Annotated in this window: 7 protein-coding genes and 1 CRISPR repeat array (1 of these 8 only partly in view); all 7 genes read left to right on the top strand. The window is 69.2% G+C overall.

Annotation, left to right across the window (positions count from 1 at the left end; all coding sequences use genetic code 11):
• Positions 1 to 165 precede the first annotated feature (165 nt).
• The 7 genes from NM961_RS13350 (at position 166) to NM961_RS13320 (ending at position 13768) form a co-directional block, all read left to right on the top strand.
• On the top strand, positions 166 to 2763 hold the full coding sequence (locus NM961_RS13350; RefSeq protein WP_255914891.1) for a M14 family zinc carboxypeptidase: 2598 nt from the start codon (positions 166 to 168) through the stop codon (positions 2761 to 2763).
• A gap of 422 nt (positions 2764 to 3185) precedes the next feature.
• Positions 3186 to 4625 carry an alpha/beta fold hydrolase gene (locus NM961_RS13345; RefSeq protein ID WP_255914890.1) on the top strand — a complete coding sequence of 480 codons (1440 nt, stop codon included), beginning with the start codon at positions 3186 to 3188 and terminating at the stop codon, positions 4623 to 4625.
• A gap of 99 nt (positions 4626 to 4724) precedes the next feature.
• Positions 4725 to 5459, top strand: coding sequence for an ABC transporter ATP-binding protein (locus NM961_RS13340; RefSeq protein ID WP_255914889.1), 735 nt, complete (start codon positions 4725 to 4727; stop codon positions 5457 to 5459).
• Positions 5456 to 6637 carry an ABC transporter permease gene (locus tag NM961_RS13335; RefSeq protein ID WP_255914888.1) on the top strand — a complete coding sequence of 394 codons (1182 nt, stop codon included), beginning with the start codon at positions 5456 to 5458 and terminating at the stop codon, positions 6635 to 6637. Before NM961_RS13340 ends, NM961_RS13335 begins: the two co-directional genes overlap by 4 nt.
• A 34-nt stretch (positions 6638 to 6671) precedes the next feature.
• The gene (locus tag NM961_RS13330; RefSeq protein ID WP_255914887.1) at positions 6672 to 7172 is read left to right on the top strand and encodes an RNA polymerase sigma factor; all 501 of its coding nucleotides are present in this window, start codon (positions 6672 to 6674) and stop codon (positions 7170 to 7172) included.
• The gene (locus tag NM961_RS13325) at positions 7169 to 7747 is read left to right on the top strand and encodes a hypothetical protein (RefSeq protein WP_255914886.1); all 579 of its coding nucleotides are present in this window, start codon (positions 7169 to 7171) and stop codon (positions 7745 to 7747) included. The genes NM961_RS13330 and NM961_RS13325 overlap by 4 nt, the downstream gene beginning before the upstream one ends.
• A gap of 240 nt (positions 7748 to 7987) precedes the next feature.
• The gene (locus NM961_RS13320) at positions 7988 to 13768 is read left to right on the top strand and encodes a proprotein convertase P-domain-containing protein (protein WP_255914885.1); all 5781 of its coding nucleotides are present in this window, start codon (positions 7988 to 7990) and stop codon (positions 13766 to 13768) included.
• Positions 13769 to 14456: 688 nt separating this feature from the next.
• Positions 14457 to 14884: direct repeats of the CRISPR family, unit length 36 nt; unit sequence GTCGCAGCGTTCCTAGCCGAATAGGCTGTTGAAACT (it continues 373 nt past the right edge of the window).

The raw sequence follows: 14884 nt of genomic DNA, 5'->3' as shown, positions 1-14884 counted from the left end.
ACGGGGCAATCCGGACGGATCCGGCAAAGCCGCGGAACGGATACATGCCAGGGGCCTTGTCCGTTCCGCATCCGCACGGCGTCTCCGGCATCCAGCTCGCGCCGGTGGCGCCGATCCTCACGCCGGCCGTCGGGGAGGACGTCCGGCCTGACCCTGGAGAAATCCATGCTGTCCAAACTGGCCGTATTGCCGCTGGTCATCGCCGGCGCCGCCAGCGCGCCCGCGCAGGCGGAAGAAGTCTGGTTCGTCACCGCGCGCTATGAAAAACCGGAACAGTTGCAGGCCCTGGCCTCGCAGTTCCAGCACCTGATCGTGGATCGCGAAAACCGCAGCGTGAAGCTGGAAGCCGACGCGGCGACCATCGCCGCGCTGCGCGCCGGCGGCTACGAGATCGAGATAGACCAGGCCGCCTCGAACCGCCTGCACGACTGGGAGCGCGACCGCCACGCCGGCGGCGGCATCAAGAGCATTCCGGGCTACGCCTGCTACCGCACCGTGGAAGAGACCCAGACCACGATGAGCCAGCTCGCCGCGCAGAAACCCAACTTGGCCGAAGTCATCGACATAGGTCCGAGCTGGGAAAAGACGCGCAACGCCGCCAACGGCTACACCCTGAAAGTGCTGCGCCTGGGCAACAAGGGCACCGATGCCACGATTGCGGACAAGGCCAACATGGTCGTGCTCAGCGGCCTGCACGCGCGCGAGTACACCCCGGCGGAAACCATGACGCGCTTCGCCGAATGGCTGGTCAACGGCTACGGCAGCGATGCCGAGGCGACCTGGCTGATGGACCATTTCAGGTTCCATCTGGTGCTGCAGTCCAATCCGGACGGACGCAAGAAGGCCGAGGCCGGCCTGTCCTGGCGCAAGAACACCAACAACACCAACGGCAGCTGCGGCAGCAGCAGCTACGGCACCGATCTGAACCGCAATTTCCCGTTCCACTGGAACAGCGCGCCGGGCGGCTCCAGCGGCGATCCCTGCAATGAAACCTACCGCGGTCCGGTGCGTGCATCCGAACCCGAGACCCAGGCCATCATCAATTACGTCGCCGGCACCCTGGGCAGCAACGGCAGCTACAGCGGCGGCGTGTTTCCCGACCGCCGCGCCGACGCCGTCAGCGCCGCCGCGCCGGAGGACTACAAGGGTGTCTTCATGGACATCCACAGCTACGCCCAGCTGGTGCTGTGGCCCTGGGGCGATACGGCGACCGCCGCGCCCAACGGCACCGCGCTGCGCACCTTCGGCCGGCGCCTGGCGTATTTCAACGGCTACTACCCGCAGCAGTCCGACGAGCTTTACGCCACCGACGGCGCCACCGACGACAACATGTACGGTTCGCTGGGCGTGCCGGCCTTCACCATAGAACTGGGCGTGGCCTTCTTCGAGAGCTGCACCACCTTCCAGAACACCACCCTGCCGCAGAACCTGGCCGCGCTGCGCTATGCCGCACGCAACCTCCAGGCGCCGTACAAGCTGCCGGCCGGGCCGGATACCACCAGCATCAGCGTCAGCCCGGCCAGCGTCGCCGCCGGCGGCAGTGTCACCGTTACCGCCAGTGTCGACGACAGCCGCTTCAGCACGCGCAACGGCAGCGAAACCGTGCAGGCCATCGCCTCGGCCGCGGCCTATGTCGATGCCGCGCCCTGGCAGGCCGGCGCCGCGCCGCTGGCCATGAGCGCGGTGGACGGCAGCTTCAATGCCAGTGCCGAAAGCGTGCGGGTGACCATCAACACCAGCAGCCTGGCGCCGGGCGTGCACACGGTGTTCGTGCAGGGCACCGACGCCGCCGGCAAGCCCGGCACGCCCAATGCCGTGCGCTTTACCGTGACCGACGGCGGCGGCAACCAGCCGCCGGTGGCGAGCTTCAGCGTCGCGGCGAACGGGCTCGGCGCCAGCTTCACCGATACCTCCACCGACAGCGACGGCAGCATCGCCGCGCGCAGCTGGGATTTCGGCGACGGCGCGACATCGACCGCGGCCAACCCCAGCCACAGCTATGCGGCGGCCGGCACCTATACCGTGGCCCTGACCGTCACCGACAACGGCGGCGCCAGCCACAGCACCACGCGCCAGGTCACGGTCAGCAGCGGTGGCGGCAACGTGCTGCAGAACGGCGTGCCGGCGAGCGGGCTTTCCGGTGCGGCGAATTCCAGCCTGGCCTACACCATCGTCGTGCCCGCCGGCGCGAGCAATCTGAACATTTCCACTTCCGGCGGCAGCGGCGATGCCGACCTGTATGTGCGCTTCGGTTCGGCGCCGACCACATCCACCTACGACTGCCGTCCCTACAAGAGCGGCAATGCGGAAACCTGCACCTTCGCCACGCCCCAGGCCGGTACCTATCACATCCTGCTGCGCGGCTATTCCGCCTATTCCGGCCTGAGCCTGCTGGGCAGCTACACCACCGGCGGCAGCGGCGGCACCAGCTTCGAGAACGGCACGGATTTCGCCATCGGCGACAACAGCACGGTCGAGAGCCCGATCACGGTCAGCGGCATCGCCGGCAATGCGCCGGCCGCGCTCAAGGCCAGCGTGACGATCAACCACACCTACCAGGGCGACCTGAAGGTGGATCTGGTCGCGCCCAACGGCACCGTGTTTAACCTGTGGAACCGCAGCGGCGGCGGCACCGACAACATCATCCAGACCTTCACCGTGAATGCGTCGGCGGTGGCGGCGAACGGGGTGTGGAAGTTGCGGGTGAATGACAATGGGCCGGGGGATACGGGGACTCTGGATCGGTGGGGGTTGCAGTTCTAGCCGGAAAAAGGCCTCTCCCCCTGGCGCGTTCGCGCTTGGGGGAGAGGGGTTGGGTGAGGGCGGCGCCTCGGATTGCGTCGAAGGCGAGGTTTCGCGACGGGCTCTTTTGTTCGATGTTAACGGCGAAAATCTGACGTTACGCCCAGGTCCGGCGCAGCCCCCTCACCCCAACCCTCTCCCCCAAGCTGCGCTTGGAGGAGAGGGCGCGTTGCCGGATCAGCGGCTCGCAATCCCGCACCGTCCAGTCGCAATCCCGACTCGATCCCGACCTCGATCTTGATCCCGATCACGCCCCCAATCCCTGTCCCGACCACACCGCCCATCACGATCCCAAATCCCGGGCTCCACGTTCCGAATCCCCGCTGTAAGGTTTTTCGCAAACCCCGGACTACAGGCACATCGATCCCAGCGAGGTGCCCGGAATGCGCTTGCGTGATTTCTTTGTCGGTCTGCTGATCCTGTCATGGCTGCCGGTGGCCGCGGCGGCGCCGCTGGACTGGCAGGCCTGTCATCTTCCCGGCCAGCGCGAGGCGCTGCGCTGCGGCCGCCTGGCGGTGCCGCGCGATTACGCGCAGGCGCAGGCCGGCACGGTGGAAATCCATGTTGCCATGGCGCCAGCCATTCGCCCCAGGGCCGAGCCGGATCCGCTGTTCGTCCTCGCCGGCGGCCCGGGACAGGCCGGTAGCGATCTGGCTGCGCTGCTCGACGGCGCCTTCGCCAAGGTGCGCGCCAGCCGCGACATCGTCTTCATCGACCAGCGCGGCACCGGGCGTTCCGGGCGCCTGGCCTGCGCTCCCGCGGACGACATGCTGGCGCGCAGCGACAGCGCGCTGGAGGCGGACATGCTGGCCTGCCTGCGTGGCTACGGCGCCGGCCTGCTTGCGTATACGACGGCGGCCGCGGCGGAGGATATCGAGCATCTGCGCCAGGCCGTAGGCGCCGAACGCATCAATCTGTGGGGCGGCTCGTACGGCACGCGCCTGGCCCAGGTCTATGCGACGCGGTATCCGCAGCAGGTGCGCAGCCTGATCCTCGACGGCGTTGCCGATGCGGACCTGATCATCGGCGCCGACGCGCTGGAGTTCGAGGCGGCGCTGGCCGCCCTGCTGCAGCGCTGCGCCGACGACACCGACTGCAGCCGGGCCTTTCCCACGCTGGCGCAGCAGCTGCAGACGGTGCTGCAGAAACTCGACACCAGCGCGACGACCGCATCACTGCCGCATCCGCGCGACGGCGCGCCGCTGGCCGCGCCGATCTCGCGCCAGCGCCTGCTGATGACGGTGAAATACCTGCTGTATTCGCCGCAGAGCGCGGCCCAGCTGCCGTATCTGATCGCACGCGCGGCGGCCGATGACTGGCGTCCGCTGCTGGCCGCGCAGGCGAACAGCCTGGATCTGGCCGCCGCAGCGCCCGCCGAAGGCCTGCTGCTGGGCATCACCTGTCGCGAAGACTGGCCGCGGCTGGATGCGGCGCAGCGCGCACAGCTGGCCGCTGCGCCGATCTTCGGCGGCAGCATCGCGGCGCTGGACGCGCTGTGCGGTGAACTCGCCCTGCCTGCGACGGGTGCGGCATCAGCACCGGCATCGGCGTCGGCACAAAGCATCTCCGCCCCCAGCCTGCTGCTCTCGGGCGCGCTGGATCCGGTGACGCCGCCGGCACGCGCCGAACGCGCCCTGCGCCAGCTGCCGCACGGCCAGCACCTGATCGCGGCCGGGGCCGGGCATATCGTCTCCGGCCTGGGCTGCGCGCCGCGGCTGTTGCGGCGTTTTCTCGATGCGCCGGCCGCGCCGCTGGACGGCGCCTGCCTCGCCGATATCGCGCTGCCGGCGTTCCAGACCAGCGCCGCGGGGACCGCGCCCTAGCCGCCGTCGCAGCGCGCTGCCGCCCTCGCCGCAAGGCCCGACTCACCGCCGTTCCCCATCCACCAATGCCCGCGCCGCGTCGCGGGCCAGGAGCCTGTCATGCTGGTTCTGGACAAGGTATACAAATCCTTCGGCGCCGTGAGCGCGCTGGACGGCCTGGATTTCCGCGCCGGCGACGGCCGCATCACCGGCCTGCTCGGCCCCAACGGCGCCGGCAAGACCACGGCGCTGCGCATCCTGTTCGGCCTGCTCAAGGCCGACCGCGGCAGCGCCGCCATCGACGGCGTCGACCCCGCGCGCGAACCGCTGGCCGCACGCCAGCGCCTGGGCATAGTCACCGACCAGGTCGGCCTGTATCCGCGCCTGACCACGCGCGAACATCTGGATTACTTCGGCCGCCTGCACGGCATGCAGTCCGCCGCGATCGCGCGGGCGACCGCGGAGATCGTCGACCTGGTCGGCCTGGCCGACATCATCGACCGGCGCACGGCCGGTTTTTCCCAGGGCCAGCGCATGAAAGTGGCGCTGGCCCGCGCCCTGCTGCACCAGCCGCGCAACCTGCTGCTGGACGAACCCAGCCGCGGCCTGGACGTGGTCAGCGCGCGCGCCCTGCGCACGGCGCTGCAGCACCTGCGCGCGCGCGGCTGCTGCATCGTGCTGGCCAGCCACGTGATGCAGGAGGTCGACCAGCTCTGCGACGAGGCGGTGGTGATCGCCGCCGGCCGCAGTGTGGCCTGCGGCAGCAGTGCGGCGCTGTGCGCGCGCACCGGCACGCGCCAGCTCGAGGATGCATTCATCGCACTGACCGGTATCGAAGAAGGAATCGCCGCATGAACCGCCACTGGTGGACCGTATTGCACAAGGAACTGCGCGACGCCCTGCGCGACCGGCGCTCGCTGCGCAGCCTGGCCATCATGACCCTGCTCTATCCGCTGCTGATGTGGAGCGCGCTGCACAACAGCATCAGCAAGCAGGAGCGCAGCGAGGACAAGGAAATCCGCGTCGGCGTGGTCGCCGCGGCGCAGGCGCCGCAGCTGCTGGCGCGCCTGGCCCAGGCCGGCATCGTCACCGAGGACCTGCAAACCGCCGACGAAGCCGCGCTGCGCCGGCAGCTGGTGCAGGGCCGCTACGCCGCCGTGCTGCAGCTGGCCGCCGACTACGCCCAGCGCTACGCGGCGCGCCAGCCGGCGCGCATCACCCTGTGGCACGACAGCGTGCGCGGCAAGCCCGAGGCGCTGGAGAAGATCAACGGCGTACTGCAGGCCTATGGCCAGGCGGCGACCGCGGCACGGCTGAACAGCCAGGGTGTCTCGCTGGTGCATCTCAGGCCGCTGCAGCTGGAACGCTTCGACACCGCCACGCCGCAGACCCGCGCCGGCCGCCACATCGCCGTGCTGTTCGGCATCTTCCTGCTCGGCGTGTTCTATTTCGGCATGGACATCGCCATCGACAGCAGCGCCGGCGAGCGCGAGCGGCGTTCACTGGAAATCCTGCTCGCCCAGCCGGTGCGCGGACTGGACCTGATCGTGGGCAAGTGGCTGGCCGCGGCGCTATTCTGCGCCATCGGCCTGGCGCTGGAATTCATCGTCGGCCACTGCGTGCTGCAGGCCCTGCCGCTGGAAAACATCGGAATGTCATGGCAGGTCGAGGCAACGCAGCTGGCGCAGTTCTATCTGGTCGCCCTGCCCCTGTGCCTGCTGGCGCCGGCGCTGCAGATCGCGGTCGCGTTGAATGCGCGCTCGTTCAAGGAAGCGCAGTCCTCGATGATGGTGGTGCTGGTGTTCGCCCTGGTGCCGGCCTTCATCCCGGCGCTGCAGCTGGACGTGCAGGACTGGTGGTACCGCGTGCCGCTGCTGGCCGAGCAGACCCTGCTGCTGGATCTGGCCCGCGACGGCGCGCTGGACTGGCGCCACGCGCTCACCGCCATGGGCGTGGCCCTGGCCGGCACCGCCGGCTGCATCGCCTTCGCCGCGCGGCGCCTGGCCAGCGAACACTACGTGATGAACGTATGACGGCGCCGCGCAGCGCGCAGCGGGCCGGCCGCGCATGAGCCGGCCCGATGCCAGCCTGGACGCCATCGTCAGTGCCCACGGCGCGGCGATCGCGCGCATAGTCGCCGCGTTCGAAGCCAATGCGGCGCGGCGCGACGAACTGGGCCAGGAAATCCTGCTGGCGATCTGGCAGAGCCTGGCGCGCTTCCGCGGCGAATCCAGCCTGAAGACCTTCGTGCTGCGCATCGCCCACAACCGCGCGGTGGATCATGCCTTGCAGGCCAGCCGCGACCTCGCCCGCGAGGAAGTGCCCGAGGACCTGCCCGACCCGCTGCACGGCCCCGAGCACAGCGCCGGCCTGCAGCAGCGCGGCGAACGCCTTGCCGCCATCGTGCGGCGCCTGCCGCTGGCCCAGCGCCAGCTGGTCACGCTGGCGCTGGAAGGGCTGTCGCACGAGGAGATCGGCAGCCTGCTCGGCATCTCGGTCGGCAATGTCGCGGTGCGCCTCAACCGGGCGCGCAAATACATTACGCAGCAAATGGGAGAAACCGCATGAGTTCCGGCGACGACTGGACGGCGCTCGCCGCAGCCTGGCAGGCCCAGCCCGTGAACGTGGATCTGGAAGCATTGCAGCGCGCGGTGCGGCGGCGCAGCTGGCGCATGCGGCTGCTGATGGCGCTGGACGTGGTCTGCGCCGTGGCCGGCGTCGGCTTCGCGGCCTATCTGTTCCTGCACGTGACCGCGTTCTGGCCGCGCGTCGGTGCCGTGGTCGGCCTGGTCGTGCTGGCCGCCGCGGTACTGATCAACTACCGCCTGCGCCAGGGCCTGTGGCAGGCCGCGGACAACAGCGTGACAGGCCTGCTGAAGCTGCAGCGCCGGCGCTGCGTCAACGCCGTGCGCATGGCGCTGTGGGGTCCGCTGTTCCTGCCGCTGGGCATGCTGACCGGCACCCTGGTCGGCCGCGGCTGGACCACGCCGGCGCCGGCAATGCCCGGCTGGAGCCCGTCGGCCAAGCTGGCGCTGCTGCTGGCGGTACTCGTCCTGTTCGGGCTGGCTTCCCTGCTGTACGTGCGCCGGCAGCGGCGGCGCATCGCGGCGATAGACGGGCTTTTGCAGCAGCTCGAACGGTGATAGCGGCGGGCGCCTCATCCGCGCGGCGGATGCCGGGATTCCCCTAGCCGGTTCATCTTGCGAAAACCGTGAACCAGCTCTCGACACGACGCAAACAAAAGCCTAAGTTGCAGCGGTCACGCACTTGCCCTGGGGAGGGCGGCGTCGGCGCGCCGGCCGCCAGTGCCCGGCGCAGGGGTCTGATCCGGGACTACAGCCGCCTAGCCGGCTGGCCGCACATTCGCGACAAAGGGGAATAGCGTGAATTCACTTGCAAGGGCAATGGCGCATGCCGCTGCTGCGATGGCCTTGACGCTGTGCGCGGGCATCGCGCCGGCGCTGGCGGCCGGTCAGGGCGCGGCCGGAGACGGGCTGAAATCCGCGCCGGGCGCGGTAAAGATCGCCGCCCGGCCGGCGGCCGAGGTACTGGCCGGCGCGGTCGAGTTCCAGCAGATTCAGCCAGGTGAAGAACCCGCCAAGGGCACGCCGCCCGCGCGCGCGCCGGCGCCGCCCTCAACCCTTGCGCACTCCTATGCGCAGGTGAAGCTGGGCCAGACCTACGGCGGCGAAGTCGAGCCCAACGGTACGTCCGCCACCGCCACGCCGATCGCCAGTGGCGATACCGTCATCCGCGCGCCGCTGTACCCGAACGGCGACATCGATTTCTATTCCTTCACCGCCAACGCCGGCGACCGCGTCTACGCGGCGCTGATGACCGCGTTCTCCGCCGGCAGCAGCACCGACAGCCAGCTGACCATCATCGGCCCCGACGGCACCACCATCGTCGAGTTCGACGACGACAACGGCACCTTCGCCGCGCTGTCCTCGTCCATCGCCGGCGCCGTGATCCCGACCACCGGCACCTATTACCTCAAGGTCAACGACTTCACTGCCGGCACCACGTCGCAACGGCCCTACGAACTGCATTTCCGCATCCAGTCCGGCACGCCGACGCCGGAGGTGGAAAGCAACGACACACCGGCCACGGCCACGCCGCTGCCGGCCAACGGCTGGGTCAGCGGCGCGCGCAACCCGGCCGCCGCGACCGAGCAGGACTGGTACAGCATCAACCTCAATGCCGGCGACACCGTGTTCCTATCGCTGGACCTGGATCCCGAGCGCGACGGCGTGAGCTGGAACGGCCGCCTGGGCTTCGCCCTGTTCGGCGATGCCGGCAACCAGATCCTGCCGGCCGACGACGCCGGCACCGGCGATGTATCGCCCAATCCGAACATTCCGTCCGAGGCCATGTTCTTCACGGTGAAGGACTCCGGCACCTATTTCGCTTTCGTCGATTCGGCCAGCGCCGCGGTAGGCGGGCCTACGGCCACCTACAACCTCAGCGTCAGCGTGCACCGGGCCAGCAACGAAGGCGTCAACTGCACTACCTACACCAGCACCGACGTGCCCAAGACCATAGGCCCGGGCACCGGCCTGGTCAGCTCGACCATCACCGTGCCGGGCAATCCGGTCATCGCCGACGTCGACGTCATCATCAATCTCAACCACGCGCTGATGCAGGACGTGGACGCCCACCTGCGCTCGCCGGCCGGCAACGACAACGGCCTGTTCACCGACATCGGCGCAGCGGCCACCGGCGGCCAGCAGCAGATGGATGCCGTGTTCGATGACGAAGCCGGCATCACGCCGTTTTACACGGCGCTGCGCGGGGTACAGATCAAGCCGGAGAACAATTCCACCGCCGGCACCGCCAGTACTTCCGGCGGCTACCGCCTGGCCGCCTTCGACGGCGAGAACGCCGGCGGCACCTGGACCCTGGACCTGCGCGACGACACCGCCGGCGCCAACGGCGGCACGCTGAATTCCTGGGCGCTGCGCATCTGCGAGGCACCGCCGCCGCCGTCCTGCCCGCCCGGCTTCGCCACCCAGACCGTGCTCGCCACGGACTTTGAATCCGGTGCCGCCGGCTTCACCCATACCGGCGCCCAGGACGAATGGGAACTGGGCCTGCCCGCGACCGTGGCCACGACCACGGCCAACCCGGTCGCCAGCTTCAGCAGCTGCAACAGCGGGGTGAACTGCTGGAAGACCGATCTCGACAACACCTACAACGCCTCGTCCAACCAGGACCTGCTCTCGCCCGCGATCAACCTGGCCGGCCTCACGCCGCCCATCGTGGTCACCTGGGCGCAGCGGCACCAGGTCGAGACGGCGAACTTCGACCACTTCTTCGTCGATTTCCAGCAGGTCGGCGGCGCCACGCCAGTGCGTCTGTACGAGTGGCTGGACCCGACGCCGATCAGCGCCACGGCCGGCACCGGCAATCCGCAGAACAATATCGGCGGCAGCTACGGCTGGGGCGTGCATTCGCGCCGGGCCGACAGCCTGGCCGGGCTGAATACCGAACTGCGCTTCCACCTCGACAGCGACACCACGGTCCAGTTCGGCGGCGTCGCCATCGACGACGTTAGCGTGACTGGCTGCCGCGCCCTGCAGGCGGATGCCTCCATCACCAAGAGCGACGGCGTGACCACGGCCACGCCGGGCGGCAGCGTCACCTACACCATTACCGCGAGCAACGCCGGGCCGGATCCCGCCAACGGCGCAACGGTGGCCGATACCTTCCCGGCCATCGCGACCTGCACTTGGACTTGCGTCGGCGCCGGCGGCGGCACCTGCACCGCTTCCGGCAGCGGCAATATCGCCGACAGCGTGAACCTGCCGGCAGGCGGCTCCGTGACGTACACCGCGTCGTGCACGATCGCCGCGTCGGCCACCGGCTCGCTGAGCAATACCGCGACGGTGGCCTTGCCGTTCACCGACACGAATCCCGCCAACAACTCCGCCACCGATACCGACACGCTGGCGCCCAGCGCCGACCTCGCCGTCACCAAGACCGACGGCGTGACCTCGGCTACGCCGGGCGGCAGCGTGACCTACACCGTCACCAGCAGCAACGCCGGTCCGAGCAATGCGCCCGGCGCTACCGTCGCCGACACCTTCCCGGCCAGTCTCACCTGCACCTGGACCTGCGTGGGCGCCGGCGGCGGCACCTGTACCGCCTCGGGCAGCGGCAACATCAGCGACACGGTGAACCTGCCCGCCGGCGGCAGCGTGACCCATACCGCCAGCTGCGCGATCTCTGCCGCGGCAACCGGCTCGCTCGGCAATACGGCGACCGTCGCCGCCCCGGCCGGCGTGACGGATCCCACGCCGGGCAACAATTCCGCCACCGATACCGACGCGCTCACACCCAGCGCGGATCTGTCGATCACCAAAACCGACGGCGTGACCTCGGCCACGCCGGGCGGCAGCGTCACCTACACGATCAACGCCGCCAACGCCGGCCCCAGCAACGCCCCCGGCGCCACCGTGGCCGACACCTTCCCGGCGTCGCTCACCTGCACCTGGACCTGCGTGGGCGGCGGCGGCGGCACCTGTACCGCCTCCGGCAGCGGCAATATCGGCGATACGGTGAACCTGCCGGCGGGCGGCCTGGTGACCTATACCGCGTCGTGCACGATCTCGGCCGCGGCCAGCGGCACATTGAGCAATACGGCGACCGTCGCCGCGCCGGGCGGCATGACCGATCCCACGCCGGGCAACAACAGCGCGACCGACACCGACTCGCTCGCCGCCAGCGCCGATCTGTCGATCACCAAGACCGATGGCGTGACTTCGGCCACGCCGGGCGGCAGCGTCACCTACACCATCACCGCCAGCAACGCCGGCCCCAGCAATGCCGGCGCCACCGTCGCCGACACCTTCCCGGCGCCGCTCACCTGCACGTGGACCTGCGTGGGCGCGGGCGGCGGCACCTGCACCGCATCCGGCAGCGGCAATATCAGCGATGCGGTGAACCTGCCCAACGCGGGCAGCGTGACCTACACCGCCAGCTGCACCATCTCCGCCGCCGCCACCGGCTCGCTGGTCAACACCGCCACGGTAGCCGCCGGCGCCGGCGTAACCGACCCGACGCCGGGCAACAACAGCGCCACCGATACCGATGCGCTGGGCGCGAGCGCGGATCTGTCGATCACCAAGACCGACGGCGTGACCTCGGCCACGCCGGGCGGCAGCGTGACGTACACGATCAGCGCGGCTAACGCCGGTCCCAGCAATGCCGCTGCCACCGTCGCCGATACCTTCCCGGCGCCGCTCACCTGCACCTGGACCTGCGTGGGCGCGGGCGGCGGCACCTGTACCGCGTCGGGCAGCGGCAATATCAGCGATGCGGTGAACCTGCCCAGCGGCGGCAGCGTGACCTATACCGCCAGCTGCACCATTTCCGCCTCCGCCACCGGCTCGCTGGTCAACACGGCCACGGTAGCCGCCGGCGCCGGCGTCACCGACCCGACGCCGGGCAACAACAGCGCCACCGATACCGATGCGCTGGGCGCGAGTGCGGATCTGTCGATCACCAAGACCGACGGCGTGACCTCGGCCACGCCGGGCGGCAGCGTCACCTACACCATCACCGCCAGCAACGCCGGCCCCAGCAATGCCGCTGCCACCGTCGCCGATACCTTCCCGGCGCCGCTCACCTGCACCTGGACCTGCGTGGGCGCCGGCGGCGGCACCTGTACCGCGTCGGGCAGCGGCAATATCAGCGATGCGGTGAACCTGCCCAACGCGGGCAGCGTGACCTACACCGCCAGCTGCACCATCTCCGCCGCCGCTACCGGCGCGCTGGCCAATACCGCCACCGTGACGGCCGGCGCCGGCGTCACCGACCCGACGCCGGGCAACAACAGCGCCACCGATACCGATGCGCTGGGCGCCAGCGCCGATCTGTCGATCACCAAGACCGACGGCGTGACCTCGGCCACACCGGGCGGCAGCGTCACCTACACCATCACCGCCAGCAACGCCGGCCCCAGCAATGCCGCTGCCACCGTCGCCGATACCTTCCCGGCGCCGCTCACCTGCACCTGGACCTGCGTGGGCGCCGGCGGCGGCACCTGCGCCGCGTCGGGCAGCGGCAATATCAGCGATGCGGTGAACCTGCCCAGCGGCGGCAGCGTGACCTATACCGCCAGCTGCGCCATTTCCGCCGCAGCCACGGGCGCGCTGGTCAACACCGCCACGGTGACCGCAGCCGCCGGCGTGACCGATACCAACCCCGCCAACAACAGCGCCACCGACACCGATGCGCTGGGCGCGAGTGCAGATCTGTCCATCACCAAGACCGACGGCGTCACGGCAGTTACGGCCGGCAGCAGCACGACCTACACCATCATGGCCAGCAACAGCGGCCCCAGCGACGCCAGCGGCGCCAGCGTGACCGACATGTTCCCGGCCGGTTTGACCTGCACCTGGACCTGCGCAGGCACCGCCGGCGGCACCTGCACCGCGTCGGGCAGCGGCAGCATCAGCGATACGGCGAACCTGCCCAGCGGCGGCAGCGCAACCTACACCGCGGTCTGCGCGATCTCGTCGGCCACCACCGGTTCGCTCAGCAACACCGCCACCGTGAGCGCACCCGCCAGCGTGACCGACACCAATCCGGCCAACAACAGCGCCACCGATACCGACACCGTCCAGGCCGCGCCGGCCGCCGTGCTCAGCGCCACCAAGAGCGTGACCGCCGCCGCCGGCTTCCTGCCGGGCACGGCGGTCACTTATACGGTCGTCATCAGCAACACCGGCACCGCCGCGCAGACCGACAACCCCGGCAACGAATTCGTCGATACCCTGCCGGCCGGCCTGAACCTGGTCGCGGCCAATGCCACCTCCGGCAGCGTGACCACCGCCGCCAATGGAGTGAGCTGGAACGGCACTGTCCCCGCGGGCGGCAGCGTGACCATCACCATCAACGCGACCATCAGCTCCTCGGCCAGCGGCACGATCAGCAACCAGGGCACCGTGTTCTACGACGGCGATGCCAACGGCAGCAACGAAAGCAGCGCGCCGACCGACGACCCGGCCGCCGCCGGCGCCGCCGACCCGACCAGCTTCGTCGTGACCGGCACCCCGGCCAGCCCGGCGACGCCGGTACCCGCGTTGAGCAGCTGGACGCTGCTGCTGATGGCGCTGGGCCTGGCCGGTCTGGCGTGGTGGCGCAGGATGCTCGCCGGCTGAGCGCAGAGTCATCGCGGTTGATTGAGAAAGCGGCGCCTTCGGGCGCCGCTTTTTTTTCCCATTGATGCAGCAGCAGGCTTGTACACCGCACGCCGCCGTCGATCATCCGGCGCGAACGCGGCTGCACCGGACGTGCTGGAGGCGATGCCCTTACAGCGGGGTCTGCTACGGCAGAGCGGCAATCGCGAATGCAGCCCGGCGACCCGCTGCGGAACGCGGCGATTAGCGCATCGAAGAGTCCGTATTCGAGCTGCGCCGCGTGACGAACCAGCGCTAGGCGCACCGGCACCTGCGAGGACATCGTCAGCGCCCCGACCATCCTGCAGTTCTACCGTCCGGGTACCAACATCCCGGTCCGCAACCGCAAGCTGTGCGGCACCCGCTTGGGCCGGCCGGCTTTGTTCTTTATCCTGTACCCGGGAACGCTGCGACGAAGGAATTCGGGAACCTCGCCGGAATATTCGGCAAGCCCCGGGGAATTCTCCAAAAAGTGAACTGCGCCAAAAACTTACCGGAACATCTGCGACACCGGAACCCTTCGGGGTTCCCGAAACCCAGGGAATCAGCCAGTTACGACAGAAAAGACCATTCTGCGATGCGCTCGCCAGGCCGCCAGGCCGAGAAACGGCGGGGGTTGCCGAAAACGGGGTTGCAACTGGCTGGATCTGAAAGGGTTTTCGAGGGTAGAGTCGCAGCGTTCCTAGCCGAATAGGCTGTTGAAACTTTCGACGGCGGCGCTATCGCTGTAGCGGCGGTTGTCGCAGCGTTCCTAGCCGAATAGGCTGTTGAAACTGCGGAAATAGAAGGCAATGCAGTCGTGGATGGCGTGTCGCAGCGTTCCTAGCCGAATAGGCTGTTGAAACTCGATAAACCTCCTTGGGTTATGACCTGCGGCCGTCGCAGCGTTCCTAGCCGAATAGGCTGTTGAAACTTAGAGCGCGCCAGCTTCATGCATCACGCTCATATCGTCGCAGCGTTCCTAGCCGAATAGGCTGTTGAAACTCGAACTCACGCCCCAACGCCTCCCACCAGGCCGTCGCAGCGTTCCTAGCCGAATAGGCTGTTGAAACAGGCGAAGGGCCTCCCAGCTCGTGCAGCTGTACTGGTCGCAGCGTT

Source organism: Tahibacter harae (assembly GCF_024437735.1).
GTDB lineage: Bacteria > Pseudomonadota > Gammaproteobacteria > Xanthomonadales > Rhodanobacteraceae > Tahibacter > Tahibacter harae.
This window is presented reverse-complemented; position numbering and strand designations above follow the sequence as displayed.